At 38.9% G+C, this 17,689-nt stretch carries 16 protein-coding genes; 12 read left to right on the plus strand and 4 right to left on the minus strand.

Annotated elements, in window-relative coordinates; translation table 11 throughout:
* Positions 1-125 precede the first annotated feature (125 nt).
* Positions 126-1,427 (plus strand): hemolysin family protein, encoded by a 1,302-nt coding sequence (locus tag IGL31_RS00780; protein WP_002294228.1) that lies wholly within the window; start codon positions 126-128, stop codon positions 1,425-1,427.
* 129 nt (positions 1,428-1,556) lie between these two features.
* On the opposite strand, the gene IGL31_RS00785 is transcribed toward IGL31_RS00780, so the two are convergent.
* From IGL31_RS00785 to IGL31_RS00795, 3 genes are all read right to left on the minus strand, one after another.
* Positions 1,557-2,927, minus strand: a complete 1,371-nt coding sequence (locus IGL31_RS00785) for an MATE family efflux transporter (protein WP_002289277.1) — start codon at positions 2,925-2,927, stop codon at positions 1,557-1,559.
* 181 nt (positions 2,928-3,108) lie between these two features.
* A complete protein-coding gene (locus tag IGL31_RS00790) occupies positions 3,109-3,432 on the minus strand; it encodes a DUF960 domain-containing protein (protein WP_002289744.1) in 324 nt (107 codons plus the stop codon).
* A 325-nt stretch (positions 3,433-3,757) separates the two neighbouring features.
* Positions 3,758-4,366, minus strand: coding sequence for a 50S ribosomal protein L25/general stress protein Ctc (locus IGL31_RS00795; RefSeq protein WP_002299254.1), 609 nt, complete (start codon positions 4,364-4,366; stop codon positions 3,758-3,760).
* Positions 4,367-4,695: 329 nt separating this feature from the next.
* Here IGL31_RS00795 and IGL31_RS00800 point away from each other — a divergent pair, with 329 nt between their 5' ends.
* The 7 genes from IGL31_RS00800 (at position 4,696) to IGL31_RS00830 (ending at position 10,595) form a co-directional block, all read left to right on the plus strand.
* Complete coding sequence (locus IGL31_RS00800) at positions 4,696-5,412, plus strand: 16S rRNA pseudouridine(516) synthase (protein WP_002325204.1); 717 nt, start codon at positions 4,696-4,698, stop codon at positions 5,410-5,412.
* A 12-nt stretch (positions 5,413-5,424) separates the two neighbouring features.
* Positions 5,425-6,120, plus strand: a complete 696-nt coding sequence (locus IGL31_RS00805; protein ID WP_002317068.1) for a YjjG family noncanonical pyrimidine nucleotidase — start codon at positions 5,425-5,427, stop codon at positions 6,118-6,120.
* 83 nt (positions 6,121-6,203) lie between these two features.
* Positions 6,204-6,833, plus strand: a complete 630-nt coding sequence (gene udk, locus IGL31_RS00810; RefSeq protein WP_002289751.1) for a uridine kinase — start codon at positions 6,204-6,206, stop codon at positions 6,831-6,833.
* Positions 6,834-7,335: 502 nt separating this feature from the next.
* Positions 7,336-7,938 (plus strand): TVP38/TMEM64 family protein, encoded by a 603-nt coding sequence (locus tag IGL31_RS00815; RefSeq protein WP_002294220.1) that lies wholly within the window; start codon positions 7,336-7,338, stop codon positions 7,936-7,938.
* A 21-nt stretch (positions 7,939-7,959) separates the two neighbouring features.
* Positions 7,960-8,448: a GNAT family N-acetyltransferase gene (locus IGL31_RS00820; RefSeq protein ID WP_002296548.1), complete on the plus strand. Its 489-nt coding sequence runs from the start codon at positions 7,960-7,962 to the stop codon at positions 8,446-8,448.
* Between the two features lie 322 nt (positions 8,449-8,770).
* A complete protein-coding gene (locus tag IGL31_RS00825; RefSeq protein WP_002325206.1) occupies positions 8,771-10,144 on the plus strand; it encodes a hypothetical protein in 1,374 nt (457 codons plus the stop codon).
* On the plus strand, positions 10,128-10,595 hold the full coding sequence (locus tag IGL31_RS00830; RefSeq protein WP_002325207.1) for a YaiI/YqxD family protein: 468 nt from the start codon (positions 10,128-10,130) through the stop codon (positions 10,593-10,595). Before IGL31_RS00825 ends, IGL31_RS00830 begins: the two co-directional genes overlap by 17 nt.
* A gap of 248 nt (positions 10,596-10,843) precedes the next feature.
* Here IGL31_RS00830 and IGL31_RS00835 read toward each other — a convergent pair whose 3' ends face one another.
* Positions 10,844-12,589, minus strand: a complete 1,746-nt coding sequence (locus tag IGL31_RS00835) for an ABC1 kinase family protein (protein ID WP_086299933.1) — start codon at positions 12,587-12,589, stop codon at positions 10,844-10,846.
* Positions 12,590-12,784: 195 nt separating this feature from the next.
* Here IGL31_RS00835 and IGL31_RS00840 point away from each other — a divergent pair, with 195 nt between their 5' ends.
* From IGL31_RS00840 to acpS, 4 genes are all read left to right on the plus strand, one after another.
* Positions 12,785-13,861, plus strand: coding sequence for a D-alanine--D-alanine ligase (locus IGL31_RS00840; protein ID WP_002307390.1), 1,077 nt, complete (start codon positions 12,785-12,787; stop codon positions 13,859-13,861).
* A 154-nt stretch (positions 13,862-14,015) separates the two neighbouring features.
* Positions 14,016-15,368, plus strand: coding sequence for a UDP-N-acetylmuramoyl-tripeptide--D-alanyl-D-alanine ligase (locus IGL31_RS00845; RefSeq protein ID WP_025479235.1), 1,353 nt, complete (start codon positions 14,016-14,018; stop codon positions 15,366-15,368).
* 321 nt (positions 15,369-15,689) lie between these two features.
* A complete protein-coding gene (gene cshA, locus IGL31_RS00850) occupies positions 15,690-17,201 on the plus strand; it encodes a degradosome RNA helicase CshA (protein WP_002294211.1) in 1,512 nt (503 codons plus the stop codon).
* 129 nt (positions 17,202-17,330) lie between these two features.
* Entirely contained in the window at positions 17,331-17,681 is a 351-nt protein-coding gene (gene acpS, locus IGL31_RS00855; RefSeq protein ID WP_002296554.1) for a holo-ACP synthase, read from the plus strand.
* Positions 17,682-17,689: the final 8 nt, after the last annotated feature.

A 17,689-nucleotide genomic window follows, 5' to 3' on the forward strand; every position in this document is an offset into this window, starting at 1 on the left:
AAGTGATAAGGAGATGTGGCTGAAAAATGCCGCATCTCCTTTTTTATTCCTAAATATGAATACGCATTATTTTCAATCTTTTTGTAGAAAAAGGGTACAATAGAAAAAGAGAAAGGCGGGAGAATATGGTTATCAATTTCATTATTTTATTTTTGATGATTGCAATTACTTCATTTTTTGTAGCAAGTGAATTTGCTTTAGTGAAAATCAGACGATCAAGATTGGAACAACTAGAAAAGGAAAATGTAAAGAACGCCAAGCTAGCTCTTCATGTTACACACCATTTAGATAACTATTTATCAGCTAGTCAATTAGGAATTACGCTAACCGGTTTGATCATCGGGTGGGTCGGTGAAGGATCTGTCGCGGCTTTACTAGAACCAGTGATCGGTAAACTACCTTTTAGTTCGGCTATTAGCAGTACAATCTCTGTGGCGCTGGGATTTATTTTAGTTACGTATATCGATGTGGTTATTGGCGAACTGCTTCCTAAGAGCTATAGTATCGTCAATACGGAGAAGGTCGTCTTGTTCGTAGTTAAACCACTTCATTATTTTTATAAAGTAATGTTTCCTTTTATTTGGGTATTGAATCATTCAGCTGCAGGGCTAGGGAAGCTATTAGGTGTGCGTCTCGTATCTGAAGGAGAAGAGACATTGTCTCAAGAAGAGCTGACATTAGTCGCATTGAATTCTTATGAAAAAGGAGAGTTGACCAAAGAAGAATATCATTATTTGGAAAACGTGTTTGAATTTGATGATACCTTGGCAAAAGATATACAAGTAGACCGTACGTCCATGCAAGTATTCGAAGCTTCAGAAACCGTCAAAGAAGCGATAAAAGCTTCGATTGAACAAGGACATACTCGCTATCCGGTTATCTTAGAATCAAAAGACAATGTTTTAGGTTATGTCACCTTGCCAGATTTGATCAAGCAATCTTATAAAGATGACCAGCTGACAGTAGAACAGTTGATTGAAGAGCCGATCGTAACAACTGAAACGATCCCTATAAAAAAATTATTGACGATCATGCGAAAAAAGGGAAAGCATATTGCTATCTTAAAAGATGAATACGGAGGGACAAGCGGCTTAGTGACGATTGAAGATATTTTAGAAGAAATCGTCGGGGAAATCCGAGATGAGACAGATTTGGACGAAGCATTGATAGCGGAACAGTCAGATGGCTCTTATATCATCTCCGGCAAACTAACATTAGATGATTTCCAGCGTTATTTTCATGTAGAGATTCCAGAGTTTGAAGAAACGAATTTTACTACACTTGCGGGCTTTGCTTCTAGCCGATATAAAGAAATAAAAGCAGGAACAATCATTGAGATTGCATCATTCCGTTTCACGGTATTAGAATACCAGCATGCACATATCGATTATTTCAAAGTAGAGTCCACGGAAAGAAAAACAGAATAAAAGAAAAAAGGCTGTGACATTTTTTGTCACAGCCTTTTTGTTATCTAAAAAACCTGTTTTCGGTAAACGAAGAAGATATTTTCAATAAAAGTTTTCATTTTTAGCCGCAACGATTTCTTTTAATCAAGGCTATCTTGCTTCTGCATGTTCTAATGTGAAATGTTCCTCTTCACCCATGTGTTTCAATTGTTTCATCGAACGCATATAAGAGTAAAGCAACACGGCAACAGAACCGATCCAAGCTAAAGGAGAAGCTGCTGCTGCTCCTGGGTATCCCCACATTCCTGTAAGAACGATAGCTGCAAAAGAACGCATAAGCAATTCCATCATACCGGCGATCGTAGGGATCTTGCTTTGTCCAAGCCCTTGAAGTGTGTAGCGTAAAATGAACAGGACTGCTAAGATCCAGTAAAGAGACCCATTGATATTGAAGTAGGTTTGTGCTAATTCAAATACACGTGTTTCTGATGGGCTAACAAACAATTGAACAAAGAAATGACCGAAGAAAATGACGATAGCACCTGCTAAGAGACTAAATCCGACACTCATCAGTAAAGTTTGACGTACCCCTTGCAAGATTCGGCCATATTCTTTCGCACCATAGTTTTGTGCAGTGAAAGTTGCCATTGCAATACCAAATGACATCATCGGCTGATTTGCAAATTGGTCGATACGACCAGCAGCGGCTTGAGCAGCTACGACATCTGTCCCTAGACTATTTAGTGCTGCTTGTAACACGATAGCACCAACAGCGATGATCGAAGATTGAAACGCCATTGGCAAAGCAGCGTTTAGGTGTACAGCAAACTCTTCTTTTTCAAATTTGAAATCTTTTTTGCGTAACTGTAACAAAGGCATTTTTTTCTTGATATACACTAGACACAGTACGCTGGAAGAAACTTGTGCGATTACTGTAGCAATAGCTGCACCTTCCACACCCATGCCAAAATAGATAATAAAGATCAAATCAAGTACGACGTTGATGATGACCGCAATGATCAGAAAGAATAGTGGTGTGCGGCTGTCACCAAGTGCGCGAATGACATTAGAAAGCAAATTGAAACTGACTGATGCAAAGATCCCTAATAAAATAATTGAAATAAATGTTTGTGCTTGATCAAGTATTTCAGGAGGAGTTTGCATCAATTGAAGCATCGGACGAATAAACAGGAGACTTAGGACAGTTAAAATCACAGTGACGACAAGACTAATGACAACACTAGCAGCAAAACTTTTCTTCAGACCCCGATAATCTTTTGCACCGTAACGTTGTGCGGTAATAATGGCTAAACCAGCTGTTAAACCTTGGGCAAAGCCAATGATCAAAAATGTCAGGCTTCCAGTTGCACCAACCGCTGCCAGCGCATTTTTACCTAGCGTCTGACCCACGATGATCATATCGATCATATTGTAGAACTGCTGAAAAACATTTCCGATCAGTAAAGGAACAGTGAACATCAAAATCAGTTTAGCGGGGCTTCCTTTTGTTAAATCGCGCATCTTTTAAACTCCTTATATCTTTAAAATTTAGTTAGTAGTATATAGCGTTTATCCTGAGAATACCAATTAGAAATCAATGATAATTTATGAAACTCCATAAAAAGAAGCCAAGAATTGAGTCAAAGAATCAACAACTTGGCCTGGTCTGTAAAATAAGGGACATCCACGTTTATCTATCACCTTAATATTGTCTGATCTCACTTGGTAAAAGGATCGTTTCTCTCGTACCGTCATCATAGGCGTATACTTGAGCAGGAAATTGGTTCGAATAGGCAAACGGCAAATCAATATCCATTTCCACATTGCTTCCTGCTTGAGAAAAATGCATCGTCACTTTTCCACGATTTTCGATCAAATCAAAGGTTAATATATTTTCTAATGGAATGACTCCCTTAAGATCTAGGTCAATAATAAACCATATACTGTCAATCAATTCATCTGGCAAACTTGATACGACACCAACTGAAGCGTAACGGTTGCGGCTGCTATCAAAACTTTCAAACATCTGTTTAACCTCCTTCGAATCAACGAATGTTTTATTTTTATAATTAATCCTAGGATAAACTAGAAATACTTACTTCAACGAGGGTTCATTCTAATAAAGAATCAGGAAAAATGCAACAATAATTGAATACTTTTTTTCAAAGTATAAATTTTTATAAAGGTACGATAAAAGTATGCGAGGAAAAGCTTGGTAAATTAGGATTTTTCGTTTGCAAAGCTATTTGTAAAAGTGGAAGCCTCATATGAAAATAAACGATTAGAAAGAAAAAAAGGCGTGTTAAAAGCTGCTGACCCGCCGCTTCTAACACCACCTGATTGTTTCAGTATTATTCTTCTGTTGAACCGATCACTTCTGGTTCGCCACCTTCACCTGTGCTTTCTTCTTCTTCACTTTGAGCGACTACAGCAGCGATTTGCTCTTCACTGTCGGTCACGAATTTGTAATCGTCGTTTTTTGGAAGATCGGCTACTGTAATAGAATCACCTAATTCCAAGTTTGTCACGTCAACTTCAATTCGTTCAGGCAATTTGTCTGGTGTAGCAGATACGACTACTGTATACAAGTTTTGAGCTAACACTCCACCAGATTTAGCACCCACTGATTCGCCAACAAGAACGACTTCTGTTTCGACTTCTGTTTCTTCCGACATGTTTACAGATAGAAATTCTGCATGTTCGAAATGATTGGTAAAAGTGTTCGTTTGGATCTTGTGAACCAATGTATTGACTTTTTGTCCATCGATGTCCATCGTGATGACTGTGTTCGCTCCATGTTCACGCAACAATTTGCTTAGTGTCAAACCATCGAATGAGATAGGGGTACTTTCTACTTTATACCCATAAACAACAGCTGGAACTTTCCCTTCGTGACGAAGTTTGTTTCTTAATGAACGGGGACGTACTTCTCTTTTACTTACTTCTAATGATACTGACATAACCAAAATTCCTCCTTAAAATGTGACTGTCTGCTTTGGTAACGGACAGATTTTATTTAAGTGAATTCTAAAGGCTAATCTCGTGCACATCATCGAAGGCAGGGCGCTTAAAAAAGCGCAAAAGGAGAGATGCGCGCATCTCCCCTTAGAAAGTCAGGATTCAACTTTTCTCCACCAGGTCATTACGCTGTGTATGAGAAATCCAATTCACTTTACTATTTAACCGTAACGTGAACTGTTAATTAAGTCAAGGAATAACTATGATGATGTATTTGCAAGCAAGAATATTCAAGGTATAATTAATTAGTAGTAATAAGAAAGGAAACAGCATGCGTTTAGATAAATTAATAGAAGAAAAATTAGAAACGACACGCAAGGAAATGAAGCGGCTGTTTGCTTTGAAGCAAGTGATGATAGATGGCACAGTCGAATTTCGACAAAATCGAAATGTAGATAGTTTACTGCATCAAATCGAAGTAGCAGGTGAACACTTAGAAACAAATGAGTCCTATTATCTTCTCAATAAACCTGAAAAAGCTGTTACAGCTGTATCAGATCCAGAAAAGACGACAGTAATCGATCTGATTGCAAGTGCCGATCGTTTCCAACCATTATATCCAGTGGGAAGACTAGATAGAGATACAACAGGACTATTGCTGATCACTTCGAATGGACAATTGGGATATGAAATGCTACTTCCAGAAAAAAAGGTTTCAAAGACTTATCAAGTAGTTGTGAACGAAAGGGTGACATCAGCAGACGTAACAGCATTTGAAAATGGAATCGTATTCGCTGATGGGTATCAATGTAAGCCGGCTGATTTAAAAATACTCAAAGCAGACAAGCACCAAAGTACGGTTTTATTGACGATCCAAGAAGGAAAATTCCATCAAGTCAAAAAGATGTTCTTAGCCCAAGGAAAGAAAGTGACCGCATTGAAACGGCTAAGCATGGGACCATTGGAATTAGATGAACAGCTAGGAGTAGGCGAGTATCGATCGTTGACATTAGCAGAGATGAAAAAGTTAAGTATTTATTTTAAATAGGAGGTCAAAAAGATGAAATATAAAACTTTATTGTTCGATGTAGATGATACATTGTTAGATTTTCAATTAACTGAAGCCAATGCTTTAAGTGCTTTGTTTGCAGAACAAGGAATCACATTGACACCAGAAATCGAAACCAGCTATAAGGCTTTGAATCATCATTTATGGCAGGAGTTTGAAAAAGGCAGACTATCACGAGAAGAAATAATAGGCAGTCGTTTTGGGTTACTTTTCCAGCAATTTGGGAAAACAGTAGATAGTGATCAAATGGAAAAACGCTACCGCCACTACTTGAACCAAGGTCATGATCTTGTTCCAGGAAGTCTAGAAATCCTGAAAAAGGTCCATCCGCATGCTGAACTTTATATTGTGACGAACGGTGTGTCGCACACGCAACATCGGCGATTAACAGATGCAGGAATGCTTGATTACTTCAAGGATATCTTTGTCTCAGAAGCTGTCGGAGCGCAAAAGCCGATGAAAGAATTTTTTGATCATGTCTTTTCCCACATTCCTAATTTTGATAAAAAGCAAACTGTGATCATTGGTGATTCTTTGACTTCTGATATCAAAGGAGGAAATATGGCAGGGATCGATACGATTTGGTTCAATAGAAATAAATTACCAGAAATCGAAGAAATCCAGCCTACTTATCGAATCGATTCATTAGAGGAACTTTATTCATTATTGGAAATTGAAAAGGATTAATTTTCAGAAAAATATAGCATTTTCGTGTTTTTTCGCTATAATAGATTAGAATGAAAAAACGGATACGAAAGAGGTTTTAGTCAATGACAAAAAGCAAGCCAATTATCATTGGTGTGACGGGTGGATCCGGAAGCGGAAAGACAAGTGTCAGCCGTGCGATTTTCAACAACTTCCCGGACCATTCCATCATGATGCTTGAACAAGATTCTTATTACAAGGATCAGAGCCATTTGAGTTTTGAAGAACGATTGAACACAAATTACGATCACCCATTTGCCTTTGATAATGATCTGCTGATTCAGCATGTAGGCGACTTACTGAACTATAAAGCCATTGAAAAACCCGTGTATGACTATGTAGCGCATACAAGAAGTCAGGCAACGATCATTCAGGAACCAAAAGAAGTGATCATTCTAGAAGGAATCCTGATTTTAGAAGACGAACGTCTGCGTGACTTGATGGATATCAAAGTATACGTAGATACAGATGATGACATTCGTATCATTCGTCGTATCAAACGGGATATGGAAGAACGGGGACGCACATTGGACTCCGTGATCGAACAATATTTGACAGTTGTTAAACCGATGTATCATCAATTTATCGAACCAACGAAGCGCTATGCGGATATCATTGTTCCAGAAGGCGGAGAAAACCACGTTGCTATTGATTTGATTACAACAAAAGTAGCTAGTTTCTTAAACCATAAATAGTGCGCAGCGAAACAGTTGAACGGACTGCGACCGTTTGAAAAGCAAGGATTCTGCTTTTTGAACAGTCACCAGCCAACTGTTTTTTTATTTATAACAAGAGGTTGTGAAAACAGCATCTTGACCTGAGTATTAAAAGAAGAAACGGAAAATAGCTGTTTATATTTTACCGTTTTTTGAGCTAATACCGAAGGTCAGCTGATTGAGCACCGTGAAGTAGAGGTTGTAAAAAAGCTGTCTTTGCATCAAGCGATAAGAGCATCCAAATAAAACAGCTCCTCACGTTTTTCGTTGGGTTGGGCTTATTATCGTAGATGCAAGCTTTTGAACACCGTTTAACGAGAGGTTGTAACAGAAGTGGTTAGATGCAATAAATAAGAAGAAACTTACGAAAATTATTTCTCGAATTTGTGTGAGATTTCGACTTATTTTTTTGAAGAAGCTCTTTTGTCGCACCCCCTAAGGAGGCAGTTTTAATAAATGAAAAAAGATGTGGGGAATATAGATGTCTAAAAAAGGATCAGTTTTACAAAAATGTCTTCAGATCATGCCCATTATTGGTCTGTTTTTTTTCTTTGTGTTGATTCTTTATGCTTATCATCATGGGATTTTTCGATCGAGCACGTCTTTGCAAGCGTTTATCCAGCAATTTGGCAAGTATGCAGTGATGATATTTGTTCTGCTGCAAGTGATCCAAGTGATCATTCCTATTTTGCCGGGAGGGATCTCCTCAGTAGCGGGCATGCTGATGTTTGGCAATGGATTTGGGCTTTTATATAGTTGTATTGGCCTAGTGATTGGGGAAGCAATCGGATTTTTGCTTGTCCGTTACTATGGCGTAGCCTTTGTCCAGCTTATTTTATCGCCAAAAAAGTATCAGAAATTTGATGAATTGCTGACAAGAAAAACGAAAGATATTAAAAAAGTACTAGTTGTTACCTTGCTGCTTCCCTTTGCGCCAGACGACTTGATCTGTCTAGTAGCTGGTTTGACGAAATTATCTTTTAGGGAATTTATGCAGATTGTGATTTTCTTGAAACCATGGTCGGTGGGTGTGTATAGCATGATCATGCTCTTTTTATTCCATCAAGCGCAAGGTCATTTATAATGTAAAAAAGGACGTGGGTGTATGGAAAAAATAAAAGTAACAGAAAATGAACTGGATGAGCTGATGGCAGTCATACAAGAAGTATGGCCGGAAGCTTTTGTGCCGATCATTGGTCAAAAACAAGTGGATTACATGCTGAAAACTTATCAGTCAAAAAAACAGATTCAAAAAGAACTGACAGAAGGTGTGTCCTACTTTTTATTAAAAAGCGAAGAAAAGACTGTCGGTTACACTGCTTATGAAGAGATAAATGGAAAAATTTATTTAAGTAAATTATATTTGCTAAATAAAGTACGTGGTCAAGGATTGACTTCTTCAGTTTTTCGCTGGTATGAAGAACTTGCTGCGCAAACAAAGGAAAGAGAGATCTTTTTGCGAGTGAATCAGGGGAATCATCAAGCAATCGAGGTTTATAAGCATGAAGGATTTGAGATTACAGAAGAACTTATTTCAGATATCGGTCAAGGATTCCAGATGGTTGATTATAAAATGAAAAAAGCTCTCGCATAAACATAGGAACTGTGTTAAAGTAAATTTATGCGACGGGTCGAGAAGGACTCTGGTTTACAGAGCTCCTAATTGATTTTGGAGGCACAGGATAATTGATTTCTATCTTTATCACCTGCCGGATGCAGGGGTGTCGGGCAAGACTTTTGTGGAGAAGGGCTTGTCTGCTTGAGTAATCAAGTACCGTAAAAATGCAGAAAGAAGCTTATGCTTCTTTCTGTATTTTTTTTTACAAGAATATATTCTGTAAAATTGGTTTATTTCCCCTTTAATGCTAAAATCGAAGAGCAGATTAGTTATAAGACTGTTTAAGGGAGCCATTGTCATGTTCGAAAAACTCAAACGATTTGGGCGTAATTTTACACAAACAACGCCCTTTATCTTAAGTAACACGGTTATTTTTATTCCTTATCTTTTATTTTTGGGACTAACAGACTCGCATAATTGGCTGACGATTTTGCCATTTACGCTGTTTTATGCCTTTCGGATGACTGGACTATTTTTAGTCAACAGTCTACGATTTGGTCTAGATAGTTACACGTTGCTGATGATCGCTCTGCTGATTGGTGGTGCGGGTTCATTGCTTGGAATATTAGGCGTATTTTATTTTCCTTTATTTTATTTTTCAAGTGTTTTGCTAGGGCTGAGTGCAGCATGGCTTGTACCTGCTAATACCACGGTCAATTTTCACGAAAAGACGCAAGGTTTTATCAATATGGATGGGAAAAAGTACTTATTTGCAGCTATCTGGCTATTTCTCCTGTATCAAGCGATTGAGTTGCCTGCACCGACTCAGATTGCAGCAAGCTTTACTATTTATACACTTTTTTACGTCATGGCCTACCATACGGTTAGTCATTATCCGCGTTACGAACTGGATTTCAAAGACATCAAAAGAAATCTGGTAGCTACGCGAGAGCTTGTTTTATTTTTGATATTCTTTGGCTTATTGTTTCTTTTGAGAAATGCCCGATTGTTATTCGATGAAAGGCTTTTTGATCTTGCTATTTATGGTTTCTTGCTGCTGTTCATCTTGTTCGTGTTTGTTTTAGGACACCAGAAGAAGGAATGGAAGTTGCCAAGCTGGCTAAATCTGTTTACTTTTCTAAATGGAATGCTAGGGAATTTCCTTTTTTTATTTAGCAGTTTTTATGTTGGCATACTGTACGGATTAGAAAAACTTTCGATTTTTATGTATTTGCCTTATGCAGCAGGCTTGATTGCAGCAAAAATAGTCGGACCATGGATTTTGAAACGTTTAACATGGTCTCCATTGGCTATGCAATTGCTTGGACTGAGTTCTTCTTTACTGGTCCTCTTGATTCCAAATGGTTTTGCGATAGGTGTCTTTCTGCTTAGTTTCTGGCACGTAGTAACAGGCAGCTGGCTAAATAAGGAATATTATCAAACTGATGCAGCTATTCCAATGGATCGCCGGATCGTTGTCAAGTATACTACTCAAAATAAAGGGAGTGTGATCCACCAGTTTTTATTGATGACGCTTTTGTTTGTTTTAGCAAAAGAAATGGGAGAGCCAATCCATCTATTATTGATCACGCTGAACCATGAATCAGTGCCGATAGAAAGTGTACAACTGCTTATCTTGGCAAAATGGATCAATGTTGGTCTCTTACTGAGCGGATTGGTGACTGTATATCATTTATGGAAGAAGGCGAAAAAGAATGAGGCTATTCATTGATGGAGATGGTTCTCCAGTAAAAGAAGATGTCATAAAGTTAGGAGAATCCTATGGTCTTGACGTGGTTATCGTGACCAGTGTGGACCATTATACGACCAAAGAATACGCTAATCATGTCCAAATCGTCTACGTAGACCGCGGAGCTGATAGTGCGGATTATAAAATCGTCGGTATGGTTAAGAAGAATGACTTTTTGATCACGCAAGATTATGGTTTAGCTTCACTTGTATTGCCGAAGGGTGTGCGAGTGTTCCATCACTCTGGAAAAGAATTTGACGAAGCGAATATCGGCACGCTTCTAGAACAACGTTATCATAGTGGAAAGTTAAGAAAAGCTGGCATAAGGACAAAGGGTCCAAAACCCTTTACGGAGAAAGATCATATGTCTTTTCGTCAAGCGTTAAAAAAGGCAATTGACCAAGGTTTACCAAGTACAGAAGATAGTAGGTAACGAAGGTATTTTATTTATGCTCGAATACATCAAAAAGGGAACAGGGAAACAGGATAAATGTGCCCCATGTTCCTTTTTGATTGTTCTTATTACTGGGTGCAGAACAGCTTTTTCACATTTTTTATTCTCGGTGTTTCAGAAGTAGCCTCTTCGAAAAATAAGCCGAATTTTCACAAAAATTTGAGAAACAATTTATGTAAAACCCCTTCTTATTTCTTGAAGCTGATTCTTTCTGTCACAACCTTTTTCTACTTTTTCCTCTTCTTATACATTTGGATCAATGCATCGATTGCCAAAAAAATAATGACGAATGCGGCAATAGCATACGTAAATATCCCTAATAAGGAAACGACCTCTGCGTTTTCTACAGGTGCTGCTTGGACAAGCAGGGAGGACCCTACGATCAATGCAGCTAAAATCATACCGAAAACAAGCCGATTGATCATACTTTCGATCCTGCTCAATAATTTGTCTTGCTTTTTCAATTCCAAATTGACTTTTCCTTGTCCCGAAGTCCACATTTCTAATAGATGGTGGAGCTGTTGAGGGATCTTAGGCGCAGCCTTCATCCCTTCCAATAAGTCTAATCCGCTTTGTTTCAATGTATCTTCTACATCCAGATGAGTGAGAAAATAATGTTGGGCAAAAGGCGAAGCGACTTCCATGAGGGAAACTTCAGGATCGAGGACGCGGATCACCCCTTCTAATGTCCCAAATGCTTTCAGCAAAAGCGTGATATCACGATCGAACTGCAGATTATTTTGATGACAAATCGTCACGACGTGTGTGAATACTTCTTGCAAGTTGATTTCATCAATAGGAGAATCATAATACTGTTCAAGAAAACTTGTCAGTTCTTGGTGGAACCGACTTTCATCAAACGAGCCTTCTTGCTGACAAAGTCGCAAGACCGCTTTTTCGATTCGATAAGCATCTTTCGTATACAGCGCTAAAACGGCTTGTGTGAGTTTTTGCCTAAGCCCTGCAGAAAGATGCCCCATCATACCAAAATCGATGTAGTTGACGGTATATGGCGCAACAGGGTCTTCTGTAGAAGCGGAGGCTCGAAAAGCAAAGGAACCGAACTCTTTTTCATGGACTGTTTCAGTTTTTTGGCTAGCTTGTGTCTGTTCTTCTTTTGTTAGTACATGGAATAGCAGATTCCCTGGATGAGGATCAGCATGGAAAAAACCATCATCAAACACCTGTTTCATAAAGTTCTCAACTAAAAGCTTTGCAACTTCTTGTTTCAGCTGCTTGTTTTGAATTCCAGTGATAAAAGTTTCAGTTTTGTTTTCGGCGTTCATTAAATGATTCAAGTTTTTACCAGACATTTCTTCCATCACGATCACTTTTTTCGAACAAAAAGCGTCATAAATCTTGGGGCTGCGGATCTCTTTCCATCCATTGTTCTTTTGATAGAATTGTTCGCCATTTTGACTTTCTTTTAAGAAGTCCATTTCATTGATCAAGGAACGTTTTACTTCTTGGAGTACCCCTTTTAGATCAACTACGCTAGTTTCAGGAATGTATTTGATCAAAGGGATCGCTCGTTCAAATAGTTGAAGATCAAGTCGGATCTCTTCGGCGATGTTAGGGTGTTGGATCTTAACGACGACCGAGTCACCGTTCTTCAGCTTGGCACGATGAGCCTGCCCCATAGAAGCAGAGGCAAAAGGCGATTTTGAAAAATCATCGAATATATCTGATAATGAAAGAGAAAGTTCTGTTTCGATCGTCTTTTTGACCGTTGAAAATGTGTCGCTAGGTACACTATCTTGTAATGTTTTGAATGTTTGAGTGAAGGCAGAAGAAAGCAAATCTTCTCGAACAGAAAGCATTTGTCCTATCTTGATGAAGGTGGGGCCTAGTTCTTCAAAGGCTTTTTTTACCTGTTCGGGATTTTTTTGCTGTACAAAGTTTGGCACTACATTGTAATTGATGAACACTCGAATGATTTCTGCCAAGCGGCTGCGTGGATTTGTTTGCGCCATCATCATCCCTCCTTTTCTTTATCATAACTTTTTATAAAAAACGGGACAAATAATCTAGCTGACAAAAAATAAATGACGTTTGTTCTTTTAGAAACCAACTCGTTTTTTTATAAATAAGTTATTCGTTTATTTTTGTTTTGTGCTAAAATATGAGAGTAAATCACTGAACGATTTAGAATACAGGAGGACAATCTTTTGAAGATTACTTTACTATATGGCGGACGCAGCGCAGAGCATGAAGTGTCCATTCTTTCCGCATTTTCAGTTTTAAATGCCATTTATTATAATTATTACCAAGTTCAACTCATATTTATTACAAAAGAAGGACAATGGGTCAAAGGTCCATTACTAACAGAAAAACCTGCAAGCAAAGATGTCTTGCATCTTTCATGGGACCCAAGTGGACAGACAGAGGAAGGCTTTACAGGAAAAGTGATCAATCCGGGCGAAATCAAAGAAGAAGGAGCCATCGTTTTTCCAGTTTTACATGGGCCAAACGGGGAAGATGGAACGATCCAAGGCTTCTTAGAGACATTGAATATGCCTTATGTCGGCGCAGGCGTATTGACCAGTGCATGTGCCATGGATAAAATCATGACCAAGTATATTTTACAAGCTGCTGGTGTGCCGCAAGTTCCTTATGTACCAGTACTTAAGAATCAATGGAAAGAAAATCCTAAAAAAGTATTTGATCAATGTGAAGGTTCTTTGCTTTATCCGATGTTTGTCAAACCGGCGAATATGGGTTCTAGTGTCGGCATTACAAAGGCAGAAAACCGAGAAGAGCTGCAAAATGCTTTAGCAACAGCCTATCAGTATGATTCTCGAGCAATCGTTGAACAAGGAATTGAAGCGCGCGAAATCGAAGTTGCTGTATTAGGAAATGAAGATGTTCGGACGACTTTGCCTGGCGAAGTCGTAAAAGACGTAGCATTCTATGATTATGAAGCAAAATATATCAATAATAAAATCGAAATGCAGATTCCAGCCGAAGTGCCAGAAGAAGTTTATCAAAAAGCACAAGAGTACGCGAAGTTAGCTTACACGATGTTAGGCGGAAGCGGATTGAGCCGGTGTGATTTCTTTTTGACAAATAAAAATGAATTATTCCTGAATGAATTAAACTCTATGCCAGGATTTACGGAGTTCAGTATGTACCCACTCTTATGGGAAAATATGGGCTTGAAATACGGTGATTTGATTGAAGAACTGATTCAATTAGGAATGAATCGATACCATCAGCGTCAATCTTTTTTTGAAAAAAATGAATAAAGAAAAAATAAAGGAAGAAGCTGGAGTGAACGCGTAGCCGCGTTCATTCTAGCTTCTAAATACGAATAGAGAAATTTACTTGGAAGTGAGAGTCATGCGAACCCGCCGTTTAGGCCAAACGCTTTTTTCACAACCTTTTTTAGGAGAGATCTCAATGAATCTAACAATACAAGAAATTGCACAAGCCGTGGGCAGCGAATGCTCTGCACTGACAAAGATTACCAATGTCGAATTTGACAGCCGGAAGATAACCGAAGGAAGTTTATTCGTTCCTCTTGCTGGTACGCGAGATGGACATGAATTTATCCAGCAAGCGATCACAAACGGAGCATCTGCTTCATTTTGGAGCTTGCCTGTTGAACAAGCTCCAAAAGATTTTCCAGTTATTCCTGTAGCAGATCCTTTGAAAGCCATGCAGCAATTGGCAACCTATTACTTGGAAAAAGTAGGCGCAGAAGTCGTTGCAATTACAGGAAGCAATGGTAAAACCACCACGAAAGATCTAACCGCCTCTGTCTTGTCTGAAAAATACAAAACATATAAGACGCAAGGAAATTACAACAATAATATTGGTCTTCCTTACACGATTTTGCACATGCCCCAAGATACAGAAAAGATCGTCTTGGAAATGGGCATGGATCACGCCAATGAAATCACTGAACTTTCACTGATGGCTCAACCAAAAGCTGCAGCAATCACAATGATCGGTGAAGCACACATAGAAAATCTTGGGTCGCGAGAAGGAATCGCTAAAGCCAAAATGGAAATCACTGACGGACTTGTACCAGACGGATTACTCGTTGTGCCCGCAGATGAACCGTTGCTGACACCTTTAACGGCAACATTAGTACAAACAGTCACAACATTCGGTATTGGAAATGGCGATGTTCATGCGGAAGTGACAGCAAAAGGAAAAGCACAAACCGATTTTGTAGTAGAAGGAGAAACATTTACGATCCCGCTGCCTGGAAGTTATAATGTAACGAATGCTTTGATTGCGTATACGATCGGGCGCTTCTTTGGACTGTCCATACCTGAGATACGTCAAGGGCTCGCCCATGTTTCTATCACTCAAAACAGAACCGAATGGCTAACGGCAGGAAATGGTGCAGCTATTTTGAGCGATGTCTACAATGCAAATCCAACAGCCATGGGACTGGTATTAGATACTTTTAAAAATCTGCCAACAAAAGGGCGCAGAATCGCTGTGTTAGCAGATATGCTGGAATTAGGGAAAGATTCTTTAAGCATGCATGCGCAAATGAGTGAACATATCGATCCTGAGAAATTCGCCATGATTTTCCTTTATGGGGAACAAATGCATGCACTAAAAGAAGAATTGAACCAAAAATACCCCCAACTACCTGTGTTCTATTTTGAAAAAGAAAAGAATAAATTGATTGATGCTGTAAAACAAAATCTTGAAGCAACAGATAGTATTATGCTAAAAGGCAGCAACAGCATGGGCTTATTTGAAGTGGTAGAACAGCTTCAGCAAATGAAATAAAAATCTGTAAACTTGCAGAAAACGAAAAACTATGTTAGAATAACCTATTGCCGAAAGATGAAGAGAAATTGGACTGGTTTTGCCATAGAAACAACTTGTTGAAGCCAGATGTCATAATAATGATAAAGCTGAACGCGACCCGTTTGGCTTTTCTAATGCCTAAACTTCGCAAAGTGATTTTTCGGTGGTGCCACAGGGGCTAAGAATGGATAAAAACGTGCGTGGCCACTGTCAAAAAGAAACAATACACTTTGACCGAACAAATCGACGGGGTAGCAAAAAAGCTACATCCTCAGTTAACAACCATATAGGAGGATTCATTTGAAATTTAAAGAACTAGAATTATCACCAGAATTGTTGAAATCAGTCGAACGCGCTGGTTTTGAAGAAGCAACACCTATCCAATCAGAAACGATTCCACTAGCATTAGCTGGAAAAGACGTTATTGGACAAGCACAGACAGGTACAGGGAAAACAGCTGCATTTGGATTACCAATGTTAGAAAAAATCGATCCAGATCGTCACGAATTACAAGGTTTAGTTATCGCACCAACACGTGAATTAGCTATCCAAACACAAGAAGAATTATATCGTTTAGGGCGCGACAAAAAAGTACGTGTACAAGCCGTTTACGGCGGAGCAGATATTGGCCGTCAGATCCGTGGCTTGAAAGATCGTCCACATATCGTTGTGGGTACACCAGGACGTATGCTTGACCACATCAACCGCCACACATTGAAACTTGGAACCGTTCAAACATTAGTTTTGGATGAAGCAGATGAAATGTTGAATATGGGCTTCTTGGAAGATATCGAAAAAATCATTTCACAAGTTCCTGATCAAAGACAAACATTACTTTTCTCAGCAACGATGCCGCCAGCTATCAAGAATATTGGCGTTAAATTCATGAAAAATCCACATCATGTGAAGATCAAAGCGAAAGAAATGACAGCTGACTTGATCGATCAATACTATGTCCGCGCAAAAGAATACGAAAAATTCGATATCATGACTCGCTTGTTTGATGTTCAAACACCTGAACTAACAATCGTCTTCGGACGTACAAAACGCCGTGTAGATGAATTGGCACGCGGATTAGAAGCACGCGGTTACCGTGCAGAAGGAATCCATGGCGATTTGTCTCAACAAAAACGAATGAGCGTATTGCGTTCATTTAAGAGCGGTCATTTAGATATCCTTGTAGCGACAGACGTTGCTGCACGTGGATTAGATATTTCAGGTGTCACTCATGTGTACAACTATGATATCCCTCAAGATCCAGAAAGCTACGTTCACCGTATCGGACGTACAGGCCGTGCCGGAAAAGGCGGTATGTCTGTGACTTTCGTTACACCAAATGAAATGGACTACTTGCATGTGATTGAAAACTTGACGAAAAAACGGATGACGACTTTACGTCCACCAACCGAAAAAGAAGCATTCAAAGGTCAATTAGGTGCTGCAGTTGAACAAATCGAAACAAAACTTGCAGAAAATGGTCTAGATAAATACCTGCAAACAGCAGATAAATTATTAGAAGAATATTCTGCACAAGATTTAGTTGCACTTTTGCTAAAAACGACAGCAAAAGATCCAGCTGATGCAGTGCCAGTGAAGATCACACCAGAACGCCCATTGCCAATGCAGAAAAAAGGATACAATAAAAATGGCAAACGTGGTGGCGGAAACAACCGTAATCGTCGTGACGGCGGTAATTATCGTGGAAACAAATCAAAAGGCGGTTATAGCAAAAATAATAACAGCCAAAAAGATGGCGGTAAACGTCACAATGATAAAAAACGCGGATTTGTAATCCGTTCAAATAACGATTAAACATAAAATGAAAGTTTCTCTTTTTTAAGAGAAACTTTCATTTTTGTTATTTGTGGACTTATTTGTGGCAAAATGGTTATAATTTGGTAGAATGAGAGTGTTCTAAATTTATTGAAAAGAGAAAAGCATATGATAAAAGGAATTGGGATCGATGCAGTCGAACTTCCTAGGATCACTCGGCTGATCGAAGAAAAACCAAAATTCATTGCACGAATCTTGACCTCTGATGAAATGAAACTATTCCAGTCCTTGCCTTTTCATCGCCAAGTAGAATTTTTAGGCGGGCGTTACGCTTGCAAAGAGGCTTTCTCTAAAGCTTGGGGAACTGGGATCGGAAAAGTTACCTTTCAAGATGTCGAGATTTTAAAAAATGAAAATGGTCAGCCTGTTGTGACGCGTTCACCTCATGAAGGCAATGTATGGGTCAGTATTACTCATACAAATGAAACAGCTTTTGCACAAATTATTTTGGAAGACTAGAAAGAAGG

The organism is Enterococcus sp. MSG3290 (genome assembly GCF_050555565.1).
GTDB lineage: Bacteria > Bacillota > Bacilli > Lactobacillales > Enterococcaceae > Enterococcus_B > Enterococcus_B faecium.

Excerpts from the sequence above, each read along its gene's own strand:
- IGL31_RS00780 (WP_002294228.1), top strand. The coding sequence starts at position 126 with ATGGTTATCAATTTCATTATTTTATTTTTGATGATTGCAATTACTTCA.
- IGL31_RS00785 (WP_002289277.1), bottom strand. The coding sequence starts at position 2,927 with ATGCGCGATTTAACAAAAGGAAGCCCCGCTAAACTGATTTTGATGTTC.
- IGL31_RS00790 (WP_002289744.1), bottom strand. The coding sequence starts at position 3,432 with ATGTTTGAAAGTTTTGATAGCAGCCGCAACCGTTACGCTTCAGTTGGT.
- IGL31_RS00795 (WP_002299254.1), bottom strand. The coding sequence starts at position 4,366 with ATGTCAGTATCATTAGAAGTAAGTAAAAGAGAAGTACGTCCCCGTTCA.
- IGL31_RS00800 (WP_002325204.1), top strand. The coding sequence starts at position 4,696 with ATGCGTTTAGATAAATTAATAGAAGAAAAATTAGAAACGACACGCAAG.
- IGL31_RS00805 (WP_002317068.1), top strand. The coding sequence starts at position 5,425 with ATGAAATATAAAACTTTATTGTTCGATGTAGATGATACATTGTTAGAT.
- udk (WP_002289751.1), top strand. The coding sequence starts at position 6,204 with ATGACAAAAAGCAAGCCAATTATCATTGGTGTGACGGGTGGATCCGGA.
- IGL31_RS00815 (WP_002294220.1), top strand. The coding sequence starts at position 7,336 with ATGTCTAAAAAAGGATCAGTTTTACAAAAATGTCTTCAGATCATGCCC.
- IGL31_RS00820 (WP_002296548.1), top strand. The coding sequence starts at position 7,960 with ATGGAAAAAATAAAAGTAACAGAAAATGAACTGGATGAGCTGATGGCA.
- IGL31_RS00825 (WP_002325206.1), top strand. The coding sequence starts at position 8,771 with ATGTTCGAAAAACTCAAACGATTTGGGCGTAATTTTACACAAACAACG.
- IGL31_RS00830 (WP_002325207.1), top strand. The coding sequence starts at position 10,128 with ATGAGGCTATTCATTGATGGAGATGGTTCTCCAGTAAAAGAAGATGTC.
- IGL31_RS00835 (WP_086299933.1), bottom strand. The coding sequence starts at position 12,589 with ATGGCGCAAACAAATCCACGCAGCCGCTTGGCAGAAATCATTCGAGTG.
- IGL31_RS00845 (WP_025479235.1), top strand. The coding sequence starts at position 14,016 with ATGAATCTAACAATACAAGAAATTGCACAAGCCGTGGGCAGCGAATGC.
- acpS (WP_002296554.1), top strand. The coding sequence starts at position 17,331 with ATGATAAAAGGAATTGGGATCGATGCAGTCGAACTTCCTAGGATCACT.